The 26,281-nt window shown below is 61.9% G+C and carries 21 protein-coding genes and 1 pseudogene; 4 read left to right on the top strand and 18 right to left on the bottom strand.

What is annotated here, in order from left to right; translation table 11 throughout:
* From ACTJKX_RS32665 to ACTJKX_RS32585, 17 genes and pseudogenes are all read right to left on the bottom strand, one after another.
* Window positions 1-183: pseudogene (locus ACTJKX_RS32665) on the bottom strand (IS6 family transposase); the annotation flags it as partial.
* Window positions 184-213: 30 nt separating this feature from the next.
* Window positions 214-1,479, bottom strand: coding sequence for an FAD/NAD(P)-binding protein (locus tag ACTJKX_RS32660; RefSeq protein ID WP_440727802.1), 1,266 nt, complete (start codon window positions 1,477-1,479; stop codon window positions 214-216).
* Window positions 1,472-2,806 (bottom strand): sugar ABC transporter substrate-binding protein, encoded by a 1,335-nt coding sequence (locus ACTJKX_RS32655; RefSeq protein ID WP_440727801.1) that lies wholly within the window; start codon window positions 2,804-2,806, stop codon window positions 1,472-1,474. The genes ACTJKX_RS32660 and ACTJKX_RS32655 overlap by 8 nt, the downstream gene beginning before the upstream one ends.
* A gap of 50 nt (window positions 2,807-2,856) precedes the next feature.
* Complete coding sequence (locus ACTJKX_RS32650; protein WP_440727800.1) at window positions 2,857-4,209, bottom strand: LLM class flavin-dependent oxidoreductase; 1,353 nt, start codon at window positions 4,207-4,209, stop codon at window positions 2,857-2,859.
* 66 nt (window positions 4,210-4,275) lie between these two features.
* The gene (locus ACTJKX_RS32645) at window positions 4,276-4,845 is read right to left on the bottom strand and encodes a peroxidase-related enzyme (protein WP_440727799.1); all 570 of its coding nucleotides are present in this window, start codon (window positions 4,843-4,845) and stop codon (window positions 4,276-4,278) included.
* Between the two features lie 22 nt (window positions 4,846-4,867).
* A complete protein-coding gene (locus ACTJKX_RS32640) occupies window positions 4,868-6,241 on the bottom strand; it encodes an NtaA/DmoA family FMN-dependent monooxygenase (RefSeq protein WP_440727798.1) in 1,374 nt (457 codons plus the stop codon).
* Window positions 6,242-6,249: 8 nt separating this feature from the next.
* Entirely contained in the window at window positions 6,250-7,641 is a 1,392-nt protein-coding gene (locus ACTJKX_RS32635) for an LLM class flavin-dependent oxidoreductase (RefSeq protein WP_149249157.1), read from the bottom strand.
* 7 nt (window positions 7,642-7,648) lie between these two features.
* Window positions 7,649-8,647, bottom strand: coding sequence for an ABC transporter permease (locus tag ACTJKX_RS32630; RefSeq protein ID WP_440727797.1), 999 nt, complete (start codon window positions 8,645-8,647; stop codon window positions 7,649-7,651).
* On the bottom strand, window positions 8,644-10,293 hold the full coding sequence (locus ACTJKX_RS32625; RefSeq protein ID WP_440727796.1) for a sugar ABC transporter ATP-binding protein: 1,650 nt from the start codon (window positions 10,291-10,293) through the stop codon (window positions 8,644-8,646). The genes ACTJKX_RS32630 and ACTJKX_RS32625 overlap by 4 nt, the downstream gene beginning before the upstream one ends.
* A gap of 54 nt (window positions 10,294-10,347) precedes the next feature.
* Window positions 10,348-11,601, bottom strand: a complete 1,254-nt coding sequence (locus tag ACTJKX_RS32620; protein WP_440727795.1) for a sugar ABC transporter substrate-binding protein — start codon at window positions 11,599-11,601, stop codon at window positions 10,348-10,350.
* 545 nt (window positions 11,602-12,146) lie between these two features.
* Window positions 12,147-13,520, bottom strand: a complete 1,374-nt coding sequence (locus tag ACTJKX_RS32615) for an LLM class flavin-dependent oxidoreductase (protein ID WP_440727794.1) — start codon at window positions 13,518-13,520, stop codon at window positions 12,147-12,149.
* Between the two features lie 88 nt (window positions 13,521-13,608).
* Window positions 13,609-14,949, bottom strand: a complete 1,341-nt coding sequence (locus ACTJKX_RS32610; protein ID WP_440727793.1) for an LLM class flavin-dependent oxidoreductase — start codon at window positions 14,947-14,949, stop codon at window positions 13,609-13,611.
* A 67-nt stretch (window positions 14,950-15,016) separates the two neighbouring features.
* The gene (locus ACTJKX_RS32605; protein WP_440727792.1) at window positions 15,017-15,718 is read right to left on the bottom strand and encodes an ABC transporter ATP-binding protein; all 702 of its coding nucleotides are present in this window, start codon (window positions 15,716-15,718) and stop codon (window positions 15,017-15,019) included.
* A 107-nt stretch (window positions 15,719-15,825) separates the two neighbouring features.
* Window positions 15,826-16,722, bottom strand: coding sequence for an ABC transporter ATP-binding protein (locus ACTJKX_RS32600; RefSeq protein WP_440727791.1), 897 nt, complete (start codon window positions 16,720-16,722; stop codon window positions 15,826-15,828).
* Window positions 16,719-17,618, bottom strand: coding sequence for an ABC transporter permease (locus ACTJKX_RS32595; RefSeq protein ID WP_440727790.1), 900 nt, complete (start codon window positions 17,616-17,618; stop codon window positions 16,719-16,721). Before ACTJKX_RS32595 ends, ACTJKX_RS32600 begins: the two co-directional genes overlap by 4 nt.
* Complete coding sequence (locus tag ACTJKX_RS32590; protein WP_187829433.1) at window positions 17,615-18,598, bottom strand: ABC transporter permease; 984 nt, start codon at window positions 18,596-18,598, stop codon at window positions 17,615-17,617. The genes ACTJKX_RS32595 and ACTJKX_RS32590 overlap by 4 nt, the downstream gene beginning before the upstream one ends.
* A gap of 7 nt (window positions 18,599-18,605) precedes the next feature.
* Complete coding sequence (locus ACTJKX_RS32585) at window positions 18,606-20,159, bottom strand: ABC transporter substrate-binding protein (RefSeq protein WP_440727789.1); 1,554 nt, start codon at window positions 20,157-20,159, stop codon at window positions 18,606-18,608.
* Window positions 20,160-20,408: 249 nt separating this feature from the next.
* Here ACTJKX_RS32585 and ACTJKX_RS32580 point away from each other — a divergent pair, with 249 nt between their 5' ends.
* From ACTJKX_RS32580 to ACTJKX_RS32565, 4 genes are all read left to right on the top strand, one after another.
* Window positions 20,409-21,935 carry a sugar ABC transporter ATP-binding protein gene (locus tag ACTJKX_RS32580; RefSeq protein WP_440727788.1) on the top strand — a complete coding sequence of 509 codons (1,527 nt, stop codon included), beginning with the start codon at window positions 20,409-20,411 and terminating at the stop codon, window positions 21,933-21,935.
* A gap of 13 nt (window positions 21,936-21,948) precedes the next feature.
* The gene (locus tag ACTJKX_RS32575; RefSeq protein ID WP_149249146.1) at window positions 21,949-22,974 is read left to right on the top strand and encodes an ABC transporter permease; all 1,026 of its coding nucleotides are present in this window, start codon (window positions 21,949-21,951) and stop codon (window positions 22,972-22,974) included.
* A gap of 29 nt (window positions 22,975-23,003) precedes the next feature.
* The gene (locus tag ACTJKX_RS32570; protein WP_440727804.1) at window positions 23,004-24,053 is read left to right on the top strand and encodes a substrate-binding domain-containing protein; all 1,050 of its coding nucleotides are present in this window, start codon (window positions 23,004-23,006) and stop codon (window positions 24,051-24,053) included.
* A gap of 62 nt (window positions 24,054-24,115) precedes the next feature.
* Entirely contained in the window at window positions 24,116-25,498 is a 1,383-nt protein-coding gene (locus ACTJKX_RS32565; protein WP_440727787.1) for an LLM class flavin-dependent oxidoreductase, read from the top strand.
* 74 nt (window positions 25,499-25,572) lie between these two features.
* Here ACTJKX_RS32565 and ACTJKX_RS32560 read toward each other — a convergent pair whose 3' ends face one another.
* Window positions 25,573-26,244, bottom strand: a complete 672-nt coding sequence (locus ACTJKX_RS32560; RefSeq protein ID WP_440727786.1) for a TetR/AcrR family transcriptional regulator — start codon at window positions 26,242-26,244, stop codon at window positions 25,573-25,575.
* Between the last annotated feature and the right edge of the window lie 37 nt (window positions 26,245-26,281).

Genomic DNA, 26,281 nt, shown 5'->3' with positions numbered 1-26,281 from the left:
GTTGAAGCGCTCCAGAAGTTGAGGCGAGAAGTGAACGACCCATCGATGCACGGTGGAATGATCGACGTTCACGCCCCGCTCGGCCATCATTTCTTCCACATCGCGCAGGCTCAAATTGTAAGCGAGGTACCAGCGCACGCACAGCAGGATCAACGATGGAGCGAAATGGCGGCCTTTGAACACGCAGAGCTCCTCAAGAAATCGAAGAGGTTCTCATGCCAAAGACAGGTTGCCATTTGGTTTGCGACAAAACCGACCGGGGCGCACCCATCCGCGCTGCAGAAGATTGCGAGGAAGAGGCTGATCGACGCGGCGCCAGTCATATTCGACACCGCTCGAAACGATGACGGCGTCGTAGGTGCCATTCTCCACGCCTGTGCTTCCTCGCAACCGCATTGTCAGCCGCGGCTTTCGCTGGCTGGTGTCGATCACCTGGACGTCAGCTGCGATGTGACGCAATCGTCCCTCCGCCACGAGCCTATCGAGGAGGAGAGCGGCCTGCGGTGGCGAACGATGATGATGGCTCTCCCAAAAAGGCCTGACTAGGCGGACGAAGCGGCGGCGCTGCAGGTCGCTGGCCGCATGCCAGAACCGGGCGATATGGGCACGCACCATATCGAGGGGGGCCTGCCAGTCTATTCCCAGCCTCAAGGCTGCCCGGCACTCCCGTCGTACTTTCCGTGTCAGGGCTCTCAAGGAAATCCCACTTGCCTCCTCTGCCAGGAAATCGGGCCACTCGGGGGGAAGACGCCGGGGGTGAGGTTTCAGCCCATGTCGGGAGATCACGTCGATGGAGCCTCGGTGCCCGGCATCTTGGAGCGAGACCACAGCATCCACCATCGTCAAGCCTGCACCGACGATGGCAATGCGAGCATCGGCCCCGGCGGTCGCTTCGAGTGCCGGATGCCACGGATCGAGCACGCCCCGCGGCCGGCCGGCCGGGCCGCGAACGCCAGACCGGCTATGGATGCCCGTGGCCAGGACCACGACTGAGGCTGACAAGGAAGCCCCATCGTGAAAGTGTACTTCGAGGCCCCCTTCCGCTTCGTTCACATCGACCGCACGCAAAGGCAGCCATTGGAAGCGCCTGCCATGGCGCGCGTTGACCGTCACCGCGTCGGCGAGCAACTCCTGGATATAGAGCCCATAGATCGATCGAGGCGCAAACATGTCGGATACGGGAATGTTGGGCGCCTCGGGCCACCCTCCTCTTCGAACGAAGCGGGCAAGCCAGTTTGTGAAATGGTCGGCATCGTCGGGATCGGCACTCATCCGGCCTGCATTGGCGTTCACTAGATGGATGCGCCCTACGGTCGAATAGGCAAGGCCCCGCCCGGGTGGACCTGCGTCATCGACCACGACGACCTGCCGCTTGCCTGCAATTTCGAGCAAGCGGGCGGCAAGCAGAGCCCCGCTGACGCCGCCACCGAGAATGACGATCGGCGCTTCCGAGAAAGGTTGCCCAGACGCGTCAGGCATTGGGCGAAGGGCCGAAGAAGGGAATCTTGTAATGCGCCTTGTACTCGGCCTTCACGATTTCCCACTCACCGTTGTTCTTTGCCTCAAGATAAGGCTTGGGATAGGCCCATCCCTCCGGCTTGGGCAACCCGGCCCACTCCACGTCAATGTCGAGTGGCGTGATTTCGCCTTGCGGATCCCAATCGGTAGGATGGGCGATCTTCGACATTTTCCGATAGTCGAAAGGCAGGACATCGCCATTGTCGACATAGCGTTTGATATAGACGTCGACATTCTCCCGCGTGGTCGTCACCGAACGCCAGTTGAGCATGCGCTCGGAGGCGCGAGGCTTCCAGCCATTGAGCACATCGTGGAGATAGGCGGTGAAGAAGCCTGCCTGGAAGGCAGGACAATTGGCGCTGGTGGCAAGCTGCACACCACTCTTGATGGCTCGGGCACCTTCGGCCGTGCCGTCGGCGCCAACCACAAGCACATCTTCGCCGGCACGCAATCCGGCATTGCGCAACGCCGCGATCACGCCCTGGGCCACATCGTCGTTCTGGGCCACCACCCCGACGACGTCGCTATGGCGCGCGAGCAGGGCCTGGGTCGCCTTGAGCGAGTCCTCGCGGTTGAACAGGCCGGGCAGTTGATCGACGAGCTGCGTCTTGGGGAAGGCCTTGAAGGCTTCGTCACGCCCGCGGCTGCGAATCGAGTCCGTCGAGAAACCGGGTACGCCGGTAACTCCGAGTATCTTGCCGCCGCCGAACCTCTCGGTCACCGTCTTCAGCAGCACCTCGGTAACGGCGCGGTGGGCCGAAAACTCCTCCGGCACTGCATAAAGCGCATAATATTCGCTGGCGTCGAACGGCGTGAACCATGGCAGAGTTGCCCAGACATTGGAAAAATAGGCCTTGTTCTGCTCGGCAAGCTGGGCAATGCGCTTGACGGCGCTGCCATCGGGCGCATGAAGGATGAGGGCGTTTGCGCCGATGTTGAACTGCTCTTCAGCCTGGTTCAGCTGGCGCTGGCTATCGACCTGCCCATCGAGATAGCTATAGCCCAGGCCGAAAGCCTGGGCAGCAGCCTGGGTGGCCTTACTCGCCTGCACCATGAATTCAACGCGGCTGGTCCAGGCGAGATAGGCCAGCTTGCCCGACGGAGCAGCGACCGCGACGGATGGACTGCCGAGCAGGCCCGCAGCCGCGCCGGCCGCAACGCCGGCAGAGGCCAGCGCGAGGAAATCACGACGCGATACGCCATGGGTATCCAGGCGATCGAGATGTCGGTCGACAAGGCGCTTGTCGGTCAGATCGCCAAAGGCAAAAGCATTCTTCTTGAAGGGCACGAAGGCCTCCTGTTGCGATGGGGCAGATGTTGGTGGTGCAAGGGCCGATCCTATTCGGCGGCCTGAAGCCGGCTCGGCGGCAAGAGGGTTGCCGGCGCAAGACCGAGATGATCGCGCAGCGTCGTGCCCTCGTAACGCGTGCGTACGAGGCCGCGCCTTTGCAGCTCGGGCACGACGAAATCCGAAAACTCTTCGAAAGAACCGGGCAGGTAAGCGGCGGAAACAATGAAGCCATCCGCCTCCTCATTATGGATGCTCGCTTCGAGCTGGTCGGCGATCTGGCTGGGCGTGCCTGCGATCTGCGGGAGCAGCACACCCTGGGCATAGAGCTTGCCAAGGTCACGAAGGGTGAGATTGTCTTTGGCGGTGACACGCTGGGCGACGTCGAACAGGCCGTGATTGCCCCCCACCGCGACGTTGCGGATCGGCTCGTCCAGCGAATAGCGCGAGAAGTCATGATCGAAATGGGCCGACAGCGTGATCAAGCCGGCGATCGGATCGGCGAGCTCGTTGTGGAAGGCCTGCTTTTCCCGTGCGATCGTCTCCGTTTCACCGACGAAAGGGATGAAGGAGGGAAAGATCTTCACGTCATCCGGCCGGCGGCCATAACGGGCCAGGCGGCCCTTGACATCGGCATAATATGCCTTGCGTCCTTCCGGCGTCGGATCGATCTCGAAGATAATCTCGGCCCAGCGCGCCGCAAATTCCTTGCCGCGGCCGGAGGAACCGGCCTGCATGATTGCCGGACGTTTCTGTGGCGAGGACGGCACGGTGAGCGGGCCGGCGGTATCGAACCAGCGTCCGCGGTGTGCGGTGCGATGAACCTTGGCAGGATCTGCAAACAGCCCCTGCTTGTCGAGAACGAGAGCATCGGGCTCCCAGCTTGCCCACAGGCCGAAAGTCGCCTCCAGGAATTCGTCGGCGCGCTCGTAGCGGCTCTCATGTTCGAGATGCTGGCGGAAGCCGAAATTCTGGGCTTCGGCATCGGCATTGGACGTCACCACGTTCCAGGCGATGCGTCCGCCGGTCAGGTGATCCAGCGTACCGAAGGCCCGCGCAATGTCATAGGGTGCGTAATAGGTGGTCGAGCGTGTGACACCGAGGCCGAGATGACGAGTGGCCGACGCCATGGACAGGGCCACATAGGACGGGTCGAGCGCCGCCGCTGTCTGAGCGCCCACCGCGAGCGCCTGCCTGAAATCGTCGCCATAGCGCCCTGGCACGGCCAGCACGTCGGCAAAGAAGACAAAGTCGAAGAAGCCTCTTTCGGCGGCACGAGCGATCGCTGCGTAGAAGTCCGGCTGCAGGAAGTTCAGGGCGCCCCGAGGATGACGCCACATGGCGTGGCTGTGCGTCATCGGGGAAGCCATCAGGAAGCCGGCCAGATGCATCTTTTTCGACATGGATCCTCTACTCGATCATGGGAAAATCGCACACCGGCTCCCACATGCGCGGCTGGCCCAGCCTCGTCAGGCCGGGAAGAACTTGTCATCGGGCACCACGCCCAGCGAAATGAAGATCCGGTTGGTATGGTTGAACCAGGAACTCGTTTCGACCGCCTCGAGAATCTCGGCATCGGACAGGCCCGCTTCCCGCAACCGGCCGAAATCCTCCTGCCCGACCGATTTCGGCGTCAGGGTGATCTTGCGGGCGAGATCGGCCAGCGCCCTCTCCCGTTTGGAGAGCGACACGAGATGGTCGTCCAGGGCGATACGCTGGGCGCGGGCATCATCGTCCAGCACATCGCCGAGCGCGCGGGTATGATGGATGGTGCATAGGCCGCAACCATTGGCAGCCGAGACGATCACGGCAATCAGTTCGCGCTCTTGCAGCGGCAAGCGGCCGCGCGGCGAAAACAAGCTTTCGAAATAGCCGGCAAAGCGGCCTACCGTCTCGCCATTGACCGAGAGAGAGCGCACCCAGTTTTCCTGATGGTGCGCATCGACGACCTTCCGCACATTCTCGGGCAAATCCCCGGTCTCGGGGATGGGCAAGCGGGAAATCGGATGCTCGAAAGTCTGTTGCAACAAGGCGGTCATGATCTTTCTCCTCTGAAGCAGGCTATTCGGCGGCCTGGCTGCGCCGCTGGCGGAATCTCGTCGCCGGGTGGTTTTCGGCTAGGAGTGCGGGACGCCCCGGGAAAAGGCGCTCGCGCAAGGTGCCCGGCGCGTATTCGCGCTGAGCAAGCCCGCGCTGGCGCAGTTCCGGCATCACATGCTCGATGAATTCGACGAAGGAACCGGGCGTGGTCTGATAGGCGACATTGACGCCATCTATGCCGGCGTCCTGCCAGGCCTCGAGGTGATCGGCGATCTGCTCGGGCGTGCCAACGATGCGGCCATTGTAGGACATGGCCGTCACCAGATCGATCAGCCGCGCTTTCCTGCCTGGGTTGGCTTCTTCGAAGAACTGGGTGAAACCCTGCAATCCCTCGATCTGATAGTCCGCCACCGGCTTGTTCGGATCGAGCAGACCGAAATCGATGCCAAGATCGCGCCCGACATGTGCGGCAAGGCCATCGGTACTGACATACTCGTCGATCGCTCGGGACTGGCGCCAGGCCTCTTCTTCTGTACTGCCCACCACAAAGGACAGGCCCTGGAAGAACAGAAGATCCTCGGGACGCCGGCCTGCCTGGACGAGTTCGGCCCGGATATCCCCGATCGCGGTGCCTGCAGCCTGCGGCGTCAGGCAGACGAGGAAGGTTGCTTCGGCGTTTCGCGCCGCAAAAGCCCGGCCTGCACGGGAGGAACCGGCCTGGATCAGCACGGGTGTGCGCTGCGGCGAGGGCGTGGTCAGATGAGGTCCGGCGACACGATAGCGCGATCCTGCATGATCGATGGGGCGAATACGATGCGGATCGGCGTAGACCCGCCCGTCCCGATCGAGCAGCACGGCATCATCGTCCCACGACCCCTCCCACAGCTTGTAGGCAATTTCGACGTATTCGTCCGCCCAGCGATAGCGCTCGTCATGCGGCACAGGCTCGGTGAAACCGAAATTGGCCGCGGCGTTGCGGCTGGTGGAGGTGACGATGTTCCAGCCGATACGCCCGCCGCTGAGATGGTCAAGGGTCGACACACGGCGTGCAAAATCGAAAGGATGCGCCTGCAGGATCGAACTGGTGAACATCAACCCGAGTTGGTTGGTCGCGCCGATCAGTGCGGCCGCCAGCACCGAGGGATCGTTGGCCGGAAAGTGGATCCCCTCCTTGAGATAGATATCCCAGCTTCCATTGTGACCCTTGTCGACGCCGATGACATCGGCAAGGAACAGGGCATCGAAGCGGCCCCGTTCGAGCGTGCGTGCCAAGTCCACCCAGGTGGAAAGCTGGTTGAGCTCGGTCTGACGCGTTGCGGGATGCCGCCACAGCCCGTGATAGACATGGGAAACAGCGTTCATCGAAAAGGCGTTGAAGATGAGCCGCTTGCGCATCTTGCCCCCTAGGCCGCAGGCTGGTTGCGTTCGGAAATGCCTGTAAAAGCCCCCCGATAGCGGCTGGCCGGATGGCGGTCGGGCAGGCGGGCAGTGCCTTCAGCAAACAAACGCTCGCGGAAACTGCCCTCGGCATATTCGCTCTGCGCCAGCCCGCGTTTCTGCAGGATGGGCGTGACGTTTTCGATGAAGTCGACGAAGGACCCCGGCGTGGTGTGATAGATCAGGTTGATGCCGTCGATCCCGGCTTCCTGCCACTCGAACAGCTGGTCGGCGATGGTCTCGGGCGTGCCGATCACCTGGCTGCTCAGCGCGTAGGCGCGGCCAAGATCGGCCACCGTCGCCCGTTTGCCGGGATTACCCTCCTCGAAGGCCCGGATGATGCCTTGCACGCCCTCGATCTCGAGTTCGTCGACCGGCCGGTCGGGATCGAGCAGGCCGAGATCTATGCCAAGATCGCGGCTGATATGCGCCAGCAGACCGTCCACGCTGATATCCTGCGCCAGGTCTCGGGCCTTGCGCTGTGCCTCCTCCTCGCTTCCGCCGACGACGAAGGACATGCCCTGGATGAACAGAAGATCGCCGGCATCGCGACCCGACGCCCGCACCAGCGCCCGGGTCTCCTCGATCTGGCGGCGCGCACCGTGCGGATTGACGGCGGCAATGAAAGTGCCTTCGGCATGGCGCGCGGCAAAAGCACGGCCGGCCCGCGAGGAGCCCGCCTGAAACAGGACGGGAGTGCGCTGGCGCGAGGGCTGGCTCAGATGGGGGCCGAGAACCTTGTAGCGCTGGCCGTGGTGGTGAATGCGATGGATCTTGGCCGGATCGGCATAGAGGTTGCCGGCTTTGTCGTTCACGACCGCGTCCTCGTCCCAGGACCCCTCCCAGAGCTTGTAGACGACGTCGACATATTCTTCCGCCCAGCGATAGCGTTCGTCATGGGGAACGATGCGGTCGAAGCCGAAATTCTGCGCCGCATTGTGGCTGACGCTGGTGACGATGTTCCAGCCGACCCGCCCCTTGCTGAGATGATCGAGGGTCGAGAGCTTGCGCGCGAAATTGAAGGGATGCTCCTGGAGGATGGAGCTGGTGAGCGTCAGGCCGAGATGTTCGGTCGACTGGATCAGGGCGCCGGCAAGCACCCCGGAATCGTTGATCGGGATCTGCACCGCTTCCCTGACATAGGTGTCCCACGATCCCTTGTAGACCGCGTCCACTCCCAGAATGTCGGCGACGAAGAGCGCATCGAACTTGCCCTTCTCCAGGAGTTTCGCCAGCTCAACCCAGGTCTCCAGCTCGTTGAAACGGGTCTGCGCTGTCAGGGGATGACGCCAGAGCCCGTGATAGACGTGGGAAACGGCATTCATGGAAAAGCCGTTGAAGATCAATCGCTTTGTCATGATGCACCTATTTGACCACGCCTGCGCGCGAACGATCGCGGCTGACCAGTACGGCGGCGATCACCACGGCACCCTTCACCACCATCTGCGAATATTGAGAAACCCCCATCAGGTTCAGGCCATTGTCGAGAATGGCGATGATGAGGACACCGATGAGCGTGCGGTGCGGACCACCCACGCCGCCCGACAGCGATGTGCCGCCAACGACGATCGCGGCGAGGCTGTTGAGCAGAAGGTCGGACCCGAGCGAGGGACCCGCCGCTCCCAGCCGCGCGACGGACAGAGCGGCACCGATCGCGGCGAGCACGCCCGAGAGCACGAAGGCATAGATCTTGTAGCGCTCGACCGGGATGCCGGCGGTGCGGGCCACGGTCTCGCCTCCCCCGATCAGGTACATGTAGCGGCCGAAGCGCGTACGCGCACCGATGAATACGGCCACCAGCCAGGCCGCGAGTGCGCAGAGCGCAATATTGGGCAGCCGAGGAATGAGCTGGCCGATGGCGATCTGCTCGAAGCCGGCAAGGTCGAACTGGATCGCGCGTCCGTCGAGAATGGTCAAGGCGATGCCACTGAAGACGGAGAGCGTGCCGAGGGTGGCAATGAAGGAGGGAATCCGCCCCATTGTGTAGATGACGCCGTTCACAAGGCCCAGGAGCCCGCCGATCAGGGCGACCGCCGGAAGCACGGCAAAGCCCAGCGGCGTCGTGTTCAGGAGGGTCACCCCGACTGCACCTGCCAGCAGCACGACCGCTCCCACTGAAAGATCGATACTACCCATAAGCACCACGAAAGTGCCGCCCAGGCAGGCAATGAGCAGGGTGCCGGCCTGGCCGCTCACGGCCGTAAAATTTCGCAGCGTTGCGAAAGAATCGGTCGCCACCGAAAAGAAAGCGAACAGAAAGACGACGACGCCGACGGGAAACCACAGGCTGGTGTCGACCGACTTGAGATCGAAGGACCAGCGCGGGCGACGGTGCGGTGAAGAGTGGAGCGGAACAGTCGTCATGGTACGATCTCGAGGTTCGCGAGCGGCTTGGGAGGGTCGGCCCTGTCGCTGCTCTGGGGCAGCATCCAGGCCACCACCTCCCGCTCGCTGGGTTTGGCGTCGATGGGGGCATCGATTTCGGTGACGATCCGCCCCCGCTGCATGATGAGCAGGCGGTTGGAGAGCCCGATCAGTTCGAGAAGCTCATCGGTGATCAGTAGAATGCCGACACCAGCGGCCGTCAGGTCGCGGATCAGGCGATAGATCTCTTCCTTGGCGCCCGCATCGACGCCGCGGGTGGGATTGTCGAGAACGAGAATGTCGGGATCGCGGGCGAGCCAGCGGGCCAGGACGACCTTCTGCTGGTTGCCACCGGAGAGCCTGGCGCTGCTCAAATTCGGCGTGGCCGACTTGATCGACAATTGCTGGGCATAATGCTGCGCGACCTCGATCTCCTTGTGCCGGCGCCAGATGCCGAACCGGCTGGAGAAAAGGTCTGCGCCGCTGGCGAGCGAGATGTTCCAGGCCACGCTGAAGGGTGCAATCATTCCCTCGGCCAGCCGTTCGGCGGGGACATAGCCCAATCCCTTGCGCACGAGGTGGCTGATGCGCGGCAGGACCGCCTTGCCCCCCCGAAGAGAAACGGTGCCGGAGGCTGCCGGGACCACGCCGGCAATCGCCTTGCCCACCGCGCTCTTGCCTGAATCGAGCAGGCCTCCGATGCCCACCACTTCACCGGGCCGGACCGTCAGGGAGACATCCTCGAACTGCCCTGGGTCGGTCAGGCGGTCGGCCTGGATCACGTAATCCGAACCCTCGATCCGGCGTTGGCGGCGCTCATGATAATAGTCCGCCGCCCGTTCGCGCCCGACCATGAGGGCGTGGAGTTGCTGTTCGTCGGTCCGGCGCGGATCAAGGCGAGCAACGAGTACGCCATCCTTCAGGACGTAGATGATATCGGAAATCTCCAGCACTTCGGTCAGGCGGTGAGAGACGAACAGCAGGGAACCCCGTTGCTTGATGCGGGCCACCAGCCGAAAGAACGCCTCCTCGTCTCGCCGGTCGAGGGCGGAAGTCGGTTCATCCAACAGGATGAAGGGCGTGGTGATCCCGGCCAGATGCGTCGTGGCGAGGCAGGCACGGGCGATCTCGATCGACTGGCGCTTGGAAAAGTCGTAGTCGCCGGTCCGGCGGCGCACATCGACGTCGATGCCGGCTTCCTCGACGATGCGCTCTGCAGCGGCGATCATCGCCCGCTTGTCGATCAACTGTCCCGCTCGCGTGAAGCGGCGCTCATGTCCCAAGAGGAGATTTTCATAGACCGGGATGTTGGCCACGAGGGATTGTTCCTGGAAGACGCGCGACACCCCTTTCGCAACGGCCTCGCCATAGCTGCGTACCCCGAAGGAACGCCCGGCGAGGCGCATCGCTCCCTGGTCCGGCTTCACCAGGCCGCTGAGGATGTTGAACAGGGTCGATTTGCCGGCCCCATTTTCACCCACGAAAGTCACCACCCTGTTGGAAGGGACCTCGAAGCTGACATCGTTCAGAACGACGGCCCGTCCATAGGATTTGGCCAGGCCTTTCGCCTCGAAGAGGAGAGGCTGTGCATCGGACTGGGCAGCCGGAGCCGCCGGATGCCGACGCGCCTCACTGAATGTGGTCATCGGGGCCTCGCAAATGCGGGGGACAGCAGAGGGAATACGGACGGAATGCCGCCGCTAAGCCTTCGCATTGGGCGAAGGGCCGTCGAACTTGATCTTGTAGTGATCGGCGTATTCCGCTCGGACTTTCTCGAATTCGCCGGACGAGCGCGCATCCTGATAGGCCTGCGGATAGGTCCAGCCCTCCGGCTTGGCGATGCCTTCCCAGTGCTTGTCGATGTCGAGGGGGTGCACTTCTGCCTGCGGGTCCCAATCATCGGGATGCAGCACCTTGGAGATCTTGCGGTAGTCGAAGGGCTTGACGCCGTCATTGTCGACGAAGCGCTTGAGATAGGTGCCAATATTGTTCTTGGTGGCGATGAGCGAACGCCAGTTCAGCAGCCGTTCCGAGGCACGGGGCTGCCAACCATGGGTCACGTCATAGATGCGGCCTGCGAACAGAGCCGCGGCATAGGCCGGGCTGTTGGCACTCGTTGCTAGTTGCGTGCCGCGCTCGATTGATTTCACGCCGCCGCTGGTGCCGTCGGCACCGACGACCAGAACGTCCTCTCCCGGGCGCAGCCCGGCTGCGTTCAACGCCGCGATCACGCCCTGGGCCACGTCGTCATTCTGCGCCACCACGCCGACGACGTTCTTGTGACGGCTAAGCAGATCCTCGGTGGCCCTGAGCGCGTCCTCGCGATTCCATTTGCCCGGCAATTGGTCGACGAGGCGCGTCTTGGGGTAGGCCTTGAAGGCGGCGTCGCGGCCGCGGCTGCGCGCGACGTCAGTCCAATTGCCCGGTGAACCGGTGACACCGATGATATCACCGCCACCGAACTTTTCAGTGACGGCCTTGAGCAATTCCTCGGTTACGGCCCGATGGGCCACGAATTCCTCGGGAACGGCATAAAGCGTGTAATAGTCGCCGGCCTCAAAGGGCGTGAACCAGGACAGGGTGTCCCAGACATTGCCGACATAAACCTTGTTGTCTTGCGCGCCCTTCGTAATGCGACGCAAGGGACTGCCGTCGGCAAGGTTGAAGATGGCGGACTGGATGCCGGCGGCTTCCTGCTGCTCGAACTGGTTCAGCTGAAGCTGGCTGTCAAAATTGCCGTCCAGAGCCGTATAGCCGCCGAAACCCAGCTCCTTGGTGGCATCGGCAAAAGCCTTGTCGAGAATGATGTTGTATTCATTGCGATAGAAAGCCGTCAGGAAGGCCAGTTTGCCATTGGGCGAGGCCACGGCAACCGAGGGCAATCCCATGGCGGCAGCGGTGGCAGCTGCTGCAGCGCCTGCAGAGGCAAGGGCGAGGAAGTCACGCCGACTCACTCCCTTAGTGTCAAGGCGGTCCAAATGGCGATCGACAAGCGCTTTCTGCGAGAAATCCGGAAATTTAGATATAAATCGATCCACCATCTTCGCCTCCTGAAATTTTCTGGGATGTTCCTGGTTGCTTGCCAAACCGACAGCATCCCGGCCCCTTGCAAAGCCACATTAGTCTACCATTTATATATATTATATAAAGTAAATATGCAAAAAGAGTATGACTGGCATGCGGTATTAGGATACATCGCTTAGCTAGGCCCGGCGACCGGGAGCCAGGATTGCTGCAACGCGATTTCAGCTTCGCAGATCGCCTTCAGGCCTATCTCAGGGCGTTTTCCTTCTGCGCAAAAAGCATGACCGGCCATCGGCGACGTGGCTCTCCTGCCTGCAGCGCATGACCATGAGGTTATATTTTACCGCAATCGCTTGTGCATAGGGCTCAAACCCTACTCCTTCATAGGCAACACGAGTGGCTGGCAAAATACCCGTCCTTGACCTCTTCCCAGGTCGATAGCTGTCGACGAACGACGCAGCCGCGAGATCGCAGATCAATTCCCATGACGAAAGCGTGCCGCAGGATGGCCGGCGTGCAGCCGTGGGCGACCACCCAATTTTTCACGCAGCGTGCCGGTGCGATAGCCGCGCTTGTAGACACCGCGTTTCTGCAACTCCGGCACGACGATATCGACAAAATCCACATAAGTCTCGGGAGCGACGGCACTCACCAGATTAAAACCGTCGATGTCGGCTTCTTCCAGCCAGGATTGCATCTCGTCGGCAATGTCGCTGGCGGTTCCAAGCAGGAGCGGTGCCCCGCCGCCCAATGTCGCTGCCTCCGCCAGTTGGCGGACCGAACGCGGGTCGGGTGCTCGATCACTCCGATCGTGGGCCTGGGTCACCGTCTCGCGCGCCGAAGACAAGGGATTGTCGAGAGGCACCGCACCGAAATCGATACCCTGCCAGCCCGATTGCAGGACAAGAGCGCCCTCGACATCGCCATAGGTGCGGTAGTCGTCGAGCTTGGATTGGGCTTCGGCGCGGGATCGGCCGGCGATCGCCACCGCGCTCAGAAAGACCGTGATGTCGCGCGGGTCCCGTCCATGGCCGGCCGCGGCCTGCCGTATTTCCGAAACGAGCCGGGCGATTTCCGTCTTCGAATTTCCGGCAATGAAGACACATTCGGCATGGCGAGCCGCAAAGGCGCGTCCGCGCGTGGAGGATCCGGCCTGAAAGAGAACGGGCGTGCGCTGGGGCGAAGGCTCGCTCAGATGATAGCCTTCCAGACGAAAATATTCGCCCTCATGCACGATCTTATGGATACGGCCGGGATCGGCGAAGATACCGCTGTCGCGGTCGCGTAAAACGGCATCGTCCTGCCAGCTTCCTTCCCACAGCTTGTAGACCACCTCCATATATTCGTCCGCCACGGCATAGCGCTGATCATGTCCGCGCTGTTTGCCGCGTCCGCTCGCCCGGGCTGCGCTGTCGAGATAGCCGGTCACCACGTTCCAGCCGACGCGCCCCTTGGTGAGATGGTCGAGCGTCGACATTCTCCGCGCAAAGGCATAGGGCTGGTCATAGGACAGGATGCTGGTGACCCCGAACCCGAGATGCCTTGTCTGGTAGGCAAGCGTCGGGACCAGGAGCATCGGATCATTGACGGGAACCTGCACCGCGCCGCGCAGGGCAGCCTCGGCATTTCGGCCGTAGACGTCGTAAACCCCGAGAACATCGGCGAGGAACAGGGCATCGAAATAGCCCCGCTCCAAGGTGCGGGCGAGTTCGACCCAATAGTCGAGATCCGTGTAGCGCTGGGTCTGGTCTCGCGGATGCCGCCATAGCCCAGGCGACTGGTGCGTGATGCAGTTCATGTAGAAGGCGTTGAGACGAAGTTCCTTGGGCTTTGCAGCGCTAGTCATCATCAAGATCTTTCTTAAGCCAGCCGCACCATGTCCAGGCCTTTGGGTTCGATACAACTGGCAGGAGGGCGAAATGCGCGTCAGCCTGCGATCAAGCCGCCGACCTGTCATGGGCGCTGGGAGGGCGCGGCAACCCCAGATTGTCGCGCAACGTCTCACGCGTATATTGACGCTGCACCAGCCCGCGACGCTGCAATTCGGGTACGACCAGGCGGACAAAGGCCTCGAAGCCTCCAGGAAGATGGGCTGGCGCGATGTTGTAGCCATCGCATGCTCCTGCCGCGAACCATTCTTCCAGCTGATCGGCAACTTCCAGCGGCGCGCCATAGACAAGACGATGACCGCTGGTCAGTGCAATGGACCGATAGACCTCGCGCAGTGTTTGTCCTTTGCGCTGCGCCTTCTCCAACACGACTTGCTGGCGTCCCTTCGGCCCTTCCGTCGGCGGCAGGGGCGGCAAGGGATCGTCCAGTGAGAAACCTGACAAATCGGTCTCTCCAATCAGACCGGACAGAAACGCCAGGCCGGCCGATGTCGGAAGCAGGCGGTCGAGAGCCGCAATCTGGTCCTCCGCCTCGGCCCGGCTTGCTGCCACGACCGTAACGGCACCTGGCATGATGCTGAGTTCCTCTGGGCACCGACGATGGCGGGCCACCCTGGCTTTGACGTCGTCATAGAAAGCCTTGGCCGCGGCCAGCTCCGATTGCGCGGTAAACAAGACTTCCCCCGTTTCGGCGGCAAGCTCACGGCCGGCCTCCGAAAGCCCAGCCTGTATCATCACCGGATGGCCCTGCACCGGCCTTGGAATGTTGAGCGGACCGCGCACCTGGAAGTTCTGCCCCCGGTGATCAAGCCTGCGCACCCTTCGCGGATCGAAGCAGACGCCATTGCCCTGATCATACTGATAGGCAGCATCGTCGAAGCCATCCCACAGGCCCGTGACCACCTCGACGAATTCCCGGGCCCGGACGTAGCGATCCCCATGATGGGGATGGCTATCCTTTGAAAAATTGGCCGCCTCGGCCGCCGTGGCGGATGTGACGAGGTTCCACCCAGCCCGCCCCGCACTGATATGGTCGAGAGAGGCGAACCGGCGGGCCAGACTGAAGGGATCGTTGTAGGTCGTGCTCGCCGTTCCCACCAGGCCGATCCGGCTGGTCACCATCGCCAGCGCGGACAGAACGGTGAGCGGCTCGAATTTCGCGCCCCAGGTGGTCTGTCCGACGGCCTCCAGGTTCTCGTCCCATATGGCGTTCGTATCCGCCAGGAAGAAGAAATCGAAACGGGCGGCTTCCGCCAGTTGCGCCATTTCGACGTGATGCCGCAGATTGATGCCACCATCCGGCTGAGCGCCAGGGAAGCGCCAGCCGGCGACATGATAACCCGCCGGATAGAAGGAAAGACCAAGCTTGAGGCGACGAGAATTAGTCATTGAAAACTCGAAAGGAATGAACAGAATCTAGTAGCCGCGGGCGAGACGCCGCCTTGGAGCGCGTGGGTCATGTCAGCGAGCGCGCAATACTCGGCACCGCTTCGATGAGGCTGGCTGTGTAGGGATGGCGCGGCCGCTCATAGAGCTCGGGTATCGCCGTATCCTCGCAGAGGGCGCCGCGGAACAGGACGATCGCCCGGTCTGCAAACCATCGGGCCAGAGCCAGATCGTGGGTGATGAAAAGCATCGAAACACCGGTGCGCTTTTGAACATCCTTCAACAGGCCCAGAAGGGCAGCCTGCACGGAAACGTCCAAAGCCGAGGTGACTTCATCACAGATCAGAAGATCGGGCTCGGCGGCCAAGGCGCGGGCGATCGCCACACGCTGGCGCTCGCCGCCACTCAACTCCGAGGGATAGCGCTCACCATAGTGGCCGGGCAGCCGAACCTCGCCAAGGAGGGTCTCGACCCGGTCCGCCAACGCGGCACCGCTCAAGCCGAAGAAATGCTGAAGAGGGCGGCTTATGATGGTGGAGACACGATGGCGCGGGTTCAACGAACTGCCTGGATTCTGAAAGATGATCTGAATCCTGCGCAACAGATCGGACGACCTGTGTTGCGTCGTTCCCGCAAGAGTCTCGCCTCGCAACCGGATCGTTCCGCGCGTCGCAGGCAAGAGCCCCGCCAATATGCGTGCCAAGGTCGATTTGCCGCTGCCGCTTTCTCCGATGACCACAACCGTCTCGCCTGCTCCGATGCCGAACGACACGGCATTGAGAGCTGGGCTGCCCGAGGCATTGGCGCCATAGATGTGAGTGACGCCCTCGAGCGTCACCAGAGATGTCTGCCCCAGTGGGGATTGCATTGGCACCCCCATCAGATCACCTGGCCAAGATCACACATCTCGACACCCCTGCCGATCGCGTTCCGGCCCTTGCTAGCAGGGGCCGCTGACCCCTGCGTGTCGTCTCGATCAAGCCGGGGAAGGGCTTCGAGCAGCGAACGCGTATAGGGATGGCGGGGCGTTGCGAAGACTTGTCGCACCGTGCCGGTCTCGACGATCTGTCCGGCTCGCATCACGGCGACCGCTTCGCAGAGCTCTGCAACCGTGGCCAGATCGTGCGAGACGAAAAGCATGGCCATCTCGTGCGCACGGCAAAGGCGGCGCAGCATCGTCACCACCGAACGCCGGATGATCGGGTCGAGGCCGGTCGTCGGCTCGTCGAGCACGAGCAGCCGGGGCCGGCAACTGATGGCCAAGGCCAGAGCAATACGCTGCTGCTGCCCACCGCTGAATTGGTGGGGATAGCGTGTCAGCGCCGTTTCGACATCCACGAGGCCGACGTCACGCAGCAGGGCCAGGATCGTCTCTCGCCTGGCCGCTGAGCTTGACCTTGGCCCGTGATATCTCAGGGTCTCAGCGAAGATTGCACCGACACGCATGGTCGGTGTCAGTGACGCCCCGTAATTTTGCGGCAGATAGGCGATCTTGGCGCCTCGCAGCCGGCTCACTGCGCTCAAAGGCGCTGAGAAGAGGTCGACATCACAAAAGGATATGAAGCCCGCCGCAATGCGCCGATCGTCGCGACGTTCGCCGAGCAGCAGGGCGGCCAGGGTCGACTTGCCGCTGCCTGACTCGCCGACGAGGCCCATCATCTGGCCAACCCCGATATGGAGATTGACGTCATGCAGGACGCGCTGCCAGCCGGAGCCGCGCCGATAGTCGACCTGCAGCGAATTGACCTGAAGCAAGGGAGCGCCGCGAGCGATCATGCGTTTGCGCCTCGAATTGAAGGAGAACCAAAGCCGCGCATGAGCGCGTCCGTCAGCAAATTCACGCTGGTGACGAGCACCGCTATGCCGAGCGCGGGTGCGAGTACGGGCCAGATCGCCGATTCCAGCGAAGAGCGCCCTTCATTGATCATCAGTCCCCAATCGGGTGCCGGCGGGGCAACGCCAAAGCCGAGGAACCCCAGGCCGCCAATGAACAGCACCGCAAATCCGGTCCGTATCGAGAATTCGACCACCACGGTGCCAAGCACATTGGGCAGCAATTCGCGGATGCTGATGGACAGCATCCCCTCACCTCTCGCCCTGGCGGCAGCAATGAAGTCTTCGGCTACGAAGGCCGAAGTCGCAGCGCGAAGGACCCGAGCCACATTCGGAACCGAAAGCAGACCGACGGTGAGAATGATCGTCGGGCGGTCCGAGCCAGCCAGTCCGACGATGAGGAGAGCAAATACGATCGAGGGAATGCTCATGATGATCTCGAGCACCCGCATCGCGATCTCGTCGACGATGCCACCGCGCAATCCGAAGAAAATCCCGACGAGGCCTCCGAGAATGGTGGCAAGGGCTGCTGCGCCGCCGGCCGTTGCTAGCACCGTCCTGCCGCCATAGAGAAACCGGCTGGCGACATCGCGTCCAAGTGCGTCCGTTCCAAGCCACAGCTCGGCCGATGGTGGTTCGAACGGCCCGGCAATGAAGACGTCGGTCGGCGAATGGGCCGCCAGCAGCGGGGCGGCAAACGCGACCAGGACATAGCCGAGAAGAACGACAAGCGCGAAATATCCCGTCCAGGGAAGGCGGGCGGCCTGTGAGAGCACTGATCCTTTCTTGCGCCCTATCTGCCCTGGACCAAGACCTGCCGGGGTCGACAACTCCGTCATGCCAATGCCGTCCGCTGTTTGGGGTTGAACAGAACGGTCACGACATCGGCGATGAGATTGATGACGATATAGGCGGCGGACAGGGCCATTGCCGCTCCCTGCACCATGGGGACATCGCGATTGCCGATCGCCTCGACCAGCAGCCTGCCCAGGCCTGGATAATTGAAGACAGCCTCCACGACGACGATACCGCCGATCAACCAACCCGCATTGAGAGCGATTGCATTGACTGCCGGGCCGATCGCGCTGGGCAGTGCATGGCGCAACAGCACGCGGCTTCTGGGAAGACCGCGCAGCGTCGCTGCCCGAACGAAATCGGACTGCATGATCTCGATCATCGACGAGCGCGTCTGCCGCACGACATAGGCCGTCATGAGGCAATTCAGCGTCAGCACCGGCAAGGCCAGCACCCTCGCCAACTGCCCGATCGAGTGAGCCTGGTCGATCAGTGCAAGTGGCGGAAACCAATTCCACGCTGTGGAAAGCCAAGTGACCAAACCAATGCCGATCACGAATTCAGGTACCGACATGCCAAGCAGGACAAACGCCGCGATCAGTGTATCCGCGATACCATCGCGCCGCGAACTGGCCGCCACCAGCCCCAGCCCGATGCTAAGGGGAATATGGATGGCCAGCGCAGCGCCAGCCAAAAGCAAGGTATTTGCCAAATGGCCTGCAACGTAAGGTAAAACAGGCCTGCCCGCGGCCAGGGATGACCCCAGATCCCCCTGGATGAGGCTCGCCAGCCATCTGACATAGCGGAGCAGGGCCGGATCGTTGAGCTGCAAACGCATTCTGAGCGCATCCAGAGCCTCCGGCGTCGCATCCCGACCCAGGATGCGCTGAGCCGCGTCACCCGGCAGAAGGTCGATCGCCCAGAACACGATTGTCGCCACCACCAGCAGCGAGAGCACTGCGAACGCCAACCTGCGCGCGACCAGTCGGCCTAGCGGATTCGTGCGCAGGAACAGCCGTGCCATCGCGCCATCACCCGTCGATGGAGACGCCGGAAAAGTCGGTGGGAAACTTTTGGGGATGAACCTTGTAGCCACTGACATTTGCACGGGTCGCGCCGACCGTGTCGGCGTAGACTAGGATGATGGCACCGCCATCATCCTGAATCAGACGCTGAGCCTGATGGTAGAGCTGCGTCCTTTGCGCCTCGTCGAGCGTCGTGCGCGCCCGGGCGACGAGCGCGTCGAATTCATTGTTGCGCCAATGGGTCTCGTTCCACTGCGCACTCGACAGAAATTCCAAGGCCAGAGCCTCGTCGGTCGAACGCCCGTTCCAGGACGTGGTCACGAACGGCTTCTTGAGCCAGATGTTGGTCCAATAGTCGGCCGCGGGAGCCTGAATGATGGTCACGCGAATATCGGCCGCCGCGGCCTGCGCCTTGAACAGGGTTGCGGTCTGGCTCAGGCCGACGTCGCCGGCCGAGGTATGAAGCTCCAGATCGAGGCCATTGGGATGGCCTGCTTCTGCCAGCAGCCTCTTGGCCTCGGCAATATTCTGCTTGAGCGGCTCCTGCGGCAAGCCGTAGGACTGCCATGGCGGAATGGGCGTGTCATAGGCGACGGCCCCCCGTCCACCCACCAAAGCCCTCAGATATTGGTCCCGATTGACCACCAGCTTGAGAGCCTTGCGCACTCTTGCGTCATTGAACGGCGGCACATCCGAGAAGACGGCAAGCCCCTGCCACGCCGAGGTGCGGACGGACTGGATCTTGATGTCCGGACTGTTTTCCAGTCGCTGCAGTCCCAAAGACGGCAGTTCGGCCACGACATCGACCTGATCGGCAAGCAAAGCGGCGATGCGTGAGGAGGGTTCGGCGATCGCCCTCAGCTCAACGCGATCGAGAAGGGGGCGCCCAGGCTGCCAATAATGCTCACTGCGGGCGAATATGCTCGGCTCTTCGCCGGGGACGAATTTCTCCACCCGGAAAGGACCGGTACCGATACCGGCCGTACGCAGCTGCTCCGCGGTCTGCCCCGCACGAACGATATAGGTGAAGCGATTGGCAATCAGGAGAGGAAACTCCACCGCCGGCGCGCGCAGGCGGAACTGTACCGTATGATCGTCCAGGGCCTTTATGCCCTCGGGATCGATCTGCCCGAGAACCGCAGCGGCGGGCGAGGCTGTTTTCGGGTCGATCAACCGTTTGAACGTGAAGACGACATCATTGGCGGTGAACGGCGAGCCGTCCTGGAATTTGACGCCCTGGCGGAGGGCGAATGTCCACACCTGGCCTGACTCGTCCGGCTTCCAGCTCAATGCCAGTTGAGGCTGCGCTGCAAAGGCCTCGTCGGGAACGACCAGGCGCTCATAGACAAGGCTGGCTCGCGCGCCGTCATTGTCGTTGTTCCCAAAGGCCGGATCGAGCGTTCCCTTCACACCGTCGGCTTCGCCCGTCGCCAAACGTAGCGTCTTCGTGCCCGCCGCAACGCCACGTCCAGGCCGGCCCACTACTGCCATGCTTCCCAAGACCACGGCGCCGAGCAAGGCCTGCCGCCTGGAGGGGTGGAAACTTCGACTATCGACCATCACAAAATTCCAACTGAGGTGCCACATGCTCGCAGCGGCATCTTCACGATGGCATGCCGAACCCATTTAATCAATTAAATCCATAAATTTTATATATTTAAATTTAAGCGCCTGCGGAAGGCGCGAGCCGAGCCTTGCCGCACGGCGCGAAGGAGGGAGGTTTCTCTCCCTTGAGATCGCAAATATATATTTGTTTTATGGATTATATGAACTAAAGATGCACAACCCATTTCCAACTGGCAAGAGCCCATGACATCGGCAGTCCTGGTTCAGCAACTGGCCAAGCGCTTCGGTTCGACGATCGCGCTCGACGGCATCGATCTGGAGATTGCTCATGGCGAAATCGTTGCGTTGATGGGCGCCAACGGCGCGGGCAAATCCACGCTCGTTAAGATCTTGTGCGGTATCCACCAACCTGATGCCGGAGCGACCTTGATCGACGGCAAACGGGTCAAGCTCGGCTCTCCCGCCCAAGCGCGGAACGAGGGCATTGCGGCGGTCCACCAAACCATCGCGGAAACAGGGGTTCCCAGCCTGTCTGTCCTCGACAATCTGCTGCTCGACCAGTACTGCGCCAACGAGGGATCGTTGGTGACGGGTGGCCGGCAGGGCCGGCAGACGGCGCAAGCCATTGCGGATGCCATCGCTTTCGACGTCGACCTCGATCGGCGCCTGGACGATCTGTCGATTGCCGAACGCCAGCTCGTCGCAATAGCGCGGGCGGTTGCCCTGCAGCCCAAGATCCTGATCCTGGATGAGCCGACGGCCTCGTTGTCGGCACCTGAAGCCGAGCGTCTTTTCGACGTCATCGAGCGCTTGCGTCGGCGAAACGTCGCGATCCTCTATATTTCGCACAAGATCAGTGATCTTCGCCGGCTGGCAGACCGGGTAATCGTCCTGCGGGACGGACGCGTCACGGCGAGTTTTCATGCCCCGGTGGACTATGGCGCGGCCATCGGTGCGATGATTGGTCGACAAACGCGCCATGTGACAAAATCTGCCGAGGCCAAAGAACGCCAGATCGTCCTGCGTCTCGAGGACGCAAGGCTCCGCCGCTCCACCGCGTCGTTCGATCTGGTCGCCCACGTAGGCGAAGTCGTTGCGATCACCGGCCCGGTGGGCGCCGGCAAGACGACCCTTGCCGGCGCAATCTTCGGGCTGTGGCCCCTGGAAAGCGGCAAGGTCGAGATCGACGGCGTGCCCTTTGCACCGTCCGGCCCGGCAGAATCGATCGCAAAGGGAGTCTTCCTGGCCGGAGAAGACCGTTGGCGTACCTCGTTTTTTCCTAGCACGGTGCCCTTCGCCAACATCGCCGGAACCATCAGTTTTCCCTTTCTCAAGGCCTGGTCCAAGCGCGGCACGGTTCAGCGCGAGCACGAGCAGAACAGGGCCCGACGGCTGATCCGCGATTTCGGGATCAAGGCGGGCGGTCCATTCGACTCGCTCGGCGCGCTATCGGGCGGGAATCAGCAAAAGGTCGTGCTTGCACGCTGGCACGCCGAGACCGCGCGAGTCCTTCTCCTGGACGAACCGTTCCAGGGTGTCGACATCGGGGCTCGAGAGGACATCATACGCACGATCCGGGCACGCTCGGCCGACAGGGCTACGATCGTGTTCGTCAATGACCTGGAAGAAGCGTTGGAAGTGGCGGACCGGGTGCTGGTCATCGTCGACAACGTCATCGTAGGCGATGCCGCGGGCAGCCTGGAGGAAGCAACCCTGTTGCTCGCCTCCACCAACACGACTTCTTCAACCCCGACATTACCCGCCAATTAAGGCCCTCTCCTTCATGTCATCAACCTCATCCCTTGCCCCCGCGGACCGTGCTCAAAGCCTCTCGGCTCGCGACATCGCCGTGCGATGGGGAATTTTCCTGCTCCTCGCCGCCATGATCGTGATCTTTGCGGTGCGAGAGCCTGCCTTCATCAGGGTCGCCAACCTTTTCAGTATCCTGCAAGCCGTCTCGATCGTTGCCCTGCTCGGCGTCGGCGTCACGATCTCGACGATCGTCGGCGGATTCGATGTCTCGGTCGGCGGGCTGGCGGCGTTCTCCCAGATGGCGGCTGCCTACATTCTCATCGTGCTGAACGGTTCGAGCGAGGTCGCCGTTGCCGGGTGCCTGCTCATCGGCGTTCTCGTCGGCCTGTTCAACGCCCTGCTCATCGTGGTCATTCGCATTCCCGATTTGCTGGCGACGCTTGGCACGTTGTTCCTGCTCGCCGGCCTGCAGCTCATCCCCACCGGTGGGCGTTCGATCGCGCCGGGTATGACCCTGCTCGACGGCACGAGAGCACCTGGCGTCTTTCCCGACAGCTTCCTTGCGCTTGGGCGCTACAGGATTGAAGGGATCGTCCCGCTTCCCGTCGTCGTCCTGGCTACCGTTGCGTTGCTGATGTGGTTCGTGATGGAGCGGACACGATATGGACGCGTCTTCTATGCCGTTGGGGGAAGCGAAATCGCAGCCCGTCTGGCGGGTGCTCCGACCAAGCTCTACCGCGTCCTGGCCTATGTCCTCTCATCCTCGATTGCATCCCTTGGTGGCATCCTGCTTGCCGGCCGGATCGGGCGTGGCGATGTCAGCGCCGGCAACGGCCTCATGCTCGATGCCGTCGCGGCGGCGCTGATCGGCTATGCGGTCTTGGGGGTAAATCGCCCCAATATTTTCGGCACCATCATCGGAGCCGTCTTCGTGGGCGTCCTGCTCAACGGCCTGACAATGCTGAATGCTCCCTATTACCTCCAGGATTTCATCAAAGGCGCGGTCCTCATCGGCGCTTTGACCGTCACCTTCGGCCTGACCAAGCGGCCGAGCTGAGATACATCATTCAAGGAGAGACGAAGATGATGCTACGCAGCACCTTGCGCGCCGCAGGCCTTGCGCTTGCAGCAAGCGTTCTTGTTACGGCATCGGCCGCCTGGGCGGATGGCCTTGCGGGCGCCCCCGCACCTTTCGACAAGGGCGGTGTCAAAATTGCGCTCGTCGCCTATCTGTCGGGGGGCGACTATTTCGAGGCGGCCGAAGCCGGCGCCGTCCGGCAGGCCAAGGCTCTGGGCATCGACTTGCGGATATTTCCCGGCCGTCAGAAGCCCGACGAGCAGCGCGAACAAATTCGCCAGGCCGTCGCATTGGGTGTGCAGGGCATCATTGTCAGCGGCGGAAAGGCCGAGGCCGTCGACGATGTCGTCAAGGAGGCTCTCGCCAACGGCATCAAGATCGTGGCGGGCAATATCTATCTCACGGAGCCTGAGGTCGTGATCGTCGACCAGGATGAGGATCGCCAGCTCAATCTCGTCCTCGACCAAGTACTCAAAGACAACGGGGAGAATTTCAAGGCCGGCTATGTCTATGTGGAAGGCTTCCCCGCGCTCGATCGTCGCGACAAGGCCTGGTCCGCTTTCAAGGCCAAGCATCCTGGCGTGCAGCAGGTCGCCCAATGGGGCACGGTCGACGATACGACGGCGGCCTCGGTAGCCAACCAGACCGCCGCGGTTCTGCGCGCCAATCCGGACATCACCGTGATCATAGCGCCCTATGACGAGTTTGCCCGAGGCGCCGCCCTCGCCGTCACTGAGGCGGGACTGTCCGACCAGGTCAAGATCTACAGCGTGGATGTCTCCACCTCCGATATCCAGGCGATCCGAGATCCCGCCGGTCCCTGGGTGGCAACCGCCGCCACGAGCGCGGGAGGGCTGGGAGAAGTACAGGTCCGAGCGCTCGCGCTCTCGATTGCCGGGAAGCTCGACACGAACAGAATCTATGGCTCCCCGACCTTGATCACCCGCCAATTACTCCACGACAACGACATCAAGAACGAAGAGGACCTTGTCGCAAAGCTTCCGGCGTTTCTGGCCCGCGATGTCGCCTCCGCCCCGTGGATCCCCAAGGCCAACTAAATCTGCTGGAAGCTGGGATCATCGGCTCGCCGACCGGCCGATGATCCTCGAGGTGAGGATCGATGAGTTCTGAAATTCACATCAATGCGTTCGCGATGAACTGCCCCGGGCATCTCTCACCCGGGCTTTGGACACACCCGCGCGACCGCTCGACACACTACAACACACTGGAATATTGGACCGATCTTGCCAAATTGCTCGAAAGCGGCCTGATCGACGGACTATTTCTCGCCGACGTACTGGGCCTCTACGATGTCTATGGCGGAGGCCCCGAAGCGGCGCTGCGCAACGCGGCGCAAGTACCGGTCAACGACGCGCTTCTGGTGATCCCGGCAATGGCGGCCGTCACCACCCATCTTTGTTTTGCCTCGACCGCCGTTCTGTCTTTCGAACCGCCCTATACTTTCGCCCGCCGCATGTCGACGCTCGACCACCTCACCCGCGGCCGCATCGGCTGGAACATCGTGACCGGTTATCTCGACAGCGCCGCCCGAGGCGCTGGCCATGAGCGACAGGTCTCGCACGACATCCGCTATGACATAGCCCATGATTACATGGACGCCGTCTACAAGCTGTGGGAAGGATCCTGGGACGATGCTGCCGTTGTCAAGGACACAGCACGAGGCATCTATGCCGACCCGAACCATGTCCGGCCCGCCCTGCACAAGGGTCCCTATTATCAGCTCAATGCCATTCACCTCAGCGAGCCATCCCCTCAACGCACACCCCTGCTTTTTCAGGCGGGATCTTCAAGCAAGGGACGCGATTTTGCAGCCAGGCACGCCGAGTGCGTTTTCCTGAACGGGCGCTCCAAGGCTCTCGTCGCCTCTCGCGTGGCCGACATCCGCCGCCGCGCCGTTGCCGCTGGCAGACTCCCGTCCTCCGTAAAGGCCTTCGTCGAACTCAATGTGATCGTGGCCAAAACCGAGGCTGCTGCCCACACGAAATATGACGAGTATCTTAAATATGGCAGCATCGAAGGTGCGCTGGCATTGCTGTCAGGCTGGCTCGGGATTGATTTGGCAGCCCATGGCCTCGACAGACCGCTGGAATATGTCGAGAACGACGCCATCAGGTCCGCCATCGAGGCCTTGACGGTGGACAATCCCGACAAACGCGTTTGGACAGCACGCGATCTGGCGCAAAGCACCATCGTCGGCGGCTCAACCACCATGCTCGTCGGCACCCCCGAAACCATCGCCGACAATCTGCAGGAATGGGTCCGCGACACCGGCGTCGACGGCTTCAATATCTCCTATGCGGTCATGCCGGAGACCTTTGTCGATTTCGTCGATCTGGTCGTACCGGAGCTTCAGCGGCGCGGTGTGTTCAAGAATGAATATGCCGAAGGAACCTTCCGTGAAAAACTGTTCGGCCGAGGGCATGCACGCCTGGAGCACCCACACCCGGCTGCTGGCTTCCGCCACCAGCCATCCACGGCATGAACACCGATCGCGAGGTCCCGACATCAACGCCATTTATCGCTCATTTATTTCGAGCCACAGATGATGTTCTGCGGCTACCTCCTCTCGGCAAGGGTATAAAAGTGGAGGAATAGGTCGATGCCTGCTTCGATCTGCGCGTCTATCTCTCGTCGGCTGGGAGCGAGCTCCGGCAGTAGCAGACCCCGAATGTCGAGGTCCCCTCGGACAGTGCTGAGGAATTGGTTCGCGGCGAGAGCCGGATTCTGAACGTTAAGCAGGCCCTTTTGGTGAGCCTCAGTCAGGAACTTCGCCAAACGCTCTGTCATGGCCTTAGGTCCCGCATTGAACATGGCCTCACCGATCGAGGGGAATCGAGGCACCACCCCGACAATGGCGCGTCGCAAGAACATGGCGCGTTCCGACAGAAAGATCTCGACGAACTTTTGCGCAACATGCCTGAGGACGTTCCGAACATCGTCGTTATCCGGCGCAATCTGCCATATTTCCGCAGATATCAAGTTCGCTTCGTCTACCATGACCGCAGTGAACAATTCCTCCTTGCTCGCAAAATGCGCGTAGAGCGTCGCCTTCGATACCTGGGCCTGTCGTGCGACCATATCCATCGTGATCGTATCGAACCCGTGATCCAGGAACAGCTCACGGGCAGCGGCCAGGATAGACGCGATCTTGCGATCTCGCTGCGTTGACGCACGACCTCCCGCCTTTTCCTGCGTTGCTTCCTTTGCCCGCGGTGCACTTATAGCCATTCATACCCCAAAAAACTGAACCGTTCAGTTTGAACTT

The sequence above is a fragment of the Labrys sp. 22185 genome, from assembly GCF_052045555.1.
GTDB classification, from domain to species: Bacteria; Pseudomonadota; Alphaproteobacteria; order Rhizobiales; family Labraceae; genus Labrys; species Labrys neptuniae.
This window is presented reverse-complemented; position numbering and strand designations above follow the sequence as displayed.

Excerpts from the sequence above, each read along its gene's own strand:
- ACTJKX_RS32660 (WP_440727802.1), bottom strand. The coding sequence starts at position 1,479 with ATGCCTGACGCGTCTGGGCAACCTTTCTCGGAAGCGCCGATCGTCATT.
- ACTJKX_RS32650 (WP_440727800.1), bottom strand. The coding sequence starts at position 4,209 with ATGTCGAAAAAGATGCATCTGGCCGGCTTCCTGATGGCTTCCCCGATG.
- ACTJKX_RS32645 (WP_440727799.1), bottom strand. The coding sequence starts at position 4,845 with ATGACCGCCTTGTTGCAACAGACTTTCGAGCATCCGATTTCCCGCTTG.
- ACTJKX_RS32640 (WP_440727798.1), bottom strand. The coding sequence starts at position 6,241 with ATGCGCAAGCGGCTCATCTTCAACGCCTTTTCGATGAACGCTGTTTCC.
- ACTJKX_RS32635 (WP_149249157.1), bottom strand. The coding sequence starts at position 7,641 with ATGACAAAGCGATTGATCTTCAACGGCTTTTCCATGAATGCCGTTTCC.
- ACTJKX_RS32630 (WP_440727797.1), bottom strand. The coding sequence starts at position 8,647 with ATGACGACTGTTCCGCTCCACTCTTCACCGCACCGTCGCCCGCGCTGG.
- ACTJKX_RS32625 (WP_440727796.1), bottom strand. The coding sequence starts at position 10,293 with ATGACCACATTCAGTGAGGCGCGTCGGCATCCGGCGGCTCCGGCTGCC.
- ACTJKX_RS32615 (WP_440727794.1), bottom strand. The coding sequence starts at position 13,520 with ATGATGACTAGCGCTGCAAAGCCCAAGGAACTTCGTCTCAACGCCTTC.
- ACTJKX_RS32610 (WP_440727793.1), bottom strand. The coding sequence starts at position 14,949 with ATGACTAATTCTCGTCGCCTCAAGCTTGGTCTTTCCTTCTATCCGGCG.
- ACTJKX_RS32600 (WP_440727791.1), bottom strand. The coding sequence starts at position 16,722 with ATGATCGCTCGCGGCGCTCCCTTGCTTCAGGTCAATTCGCTGCAGGTC.
- ACTJKX_RS32595 (WP_440727790.1), bottom strand. The coding sequence starts at position 17,618 with ATGACGGAGTTGTCGACCCCGGCAGGTCTTGGTCCAGGGCAGATAGGG.
- ACTJKX_RS32590 (WP_187829433.1), bottom strand. The coding sequence starts at position 18,598 with ATGGCACGGCTGTTCCTGCGCACGAATCCGCTAGGCCGACTGGTCGCG.
- ACTJKX_RS32585 (WP_440727789.1), bottom strand. The coding sequence starts at position 20,159 with ATGGTCGATAGTCGAAGTTTCCACCCCTCCAGGCGGCAGGCCTTGCTC.
- ACTJKX_RS32580 (WP_440727788.1), top strand. The coding sequence starts at position 20,409 with ATGACATCGGCAGTCCTGGTTCAGCAACTGGCCAAGCGCTTCGGTTCG.
- ACTJKX_RS32575 (WP_149249146.1), top strand. The coding sequence starts at position 21,949 with ATGTCATCAACCTCATCCCTTGCCCCCGCGGACCGTGCTCAAAGCCTC.
- ACTJKX_RS32570 (WP_440727804.1), top strand. The coding sequence starts at position 23,004 with ATGCTACGCAGCACCTTGCGCGCCGCAGGCCTTGCGCTTGCAGCAAGC.
- ACTJKX_RS32565 (WP_440727787.1), top strand. The coding sequence starts at position 24,116 with ATGAGTTCTGAAATTCACATCAATGCGTTCGCGATGAACTGCCCCGGG.
- ACTJKX_RS32560 (WP_440727786.1), bottom strand. The coding sequence starts at position 26,244 with ATGGCTATAAGTGCACCGCGGGCAAAGGAAGCAACGCAGGAAAAGGCG.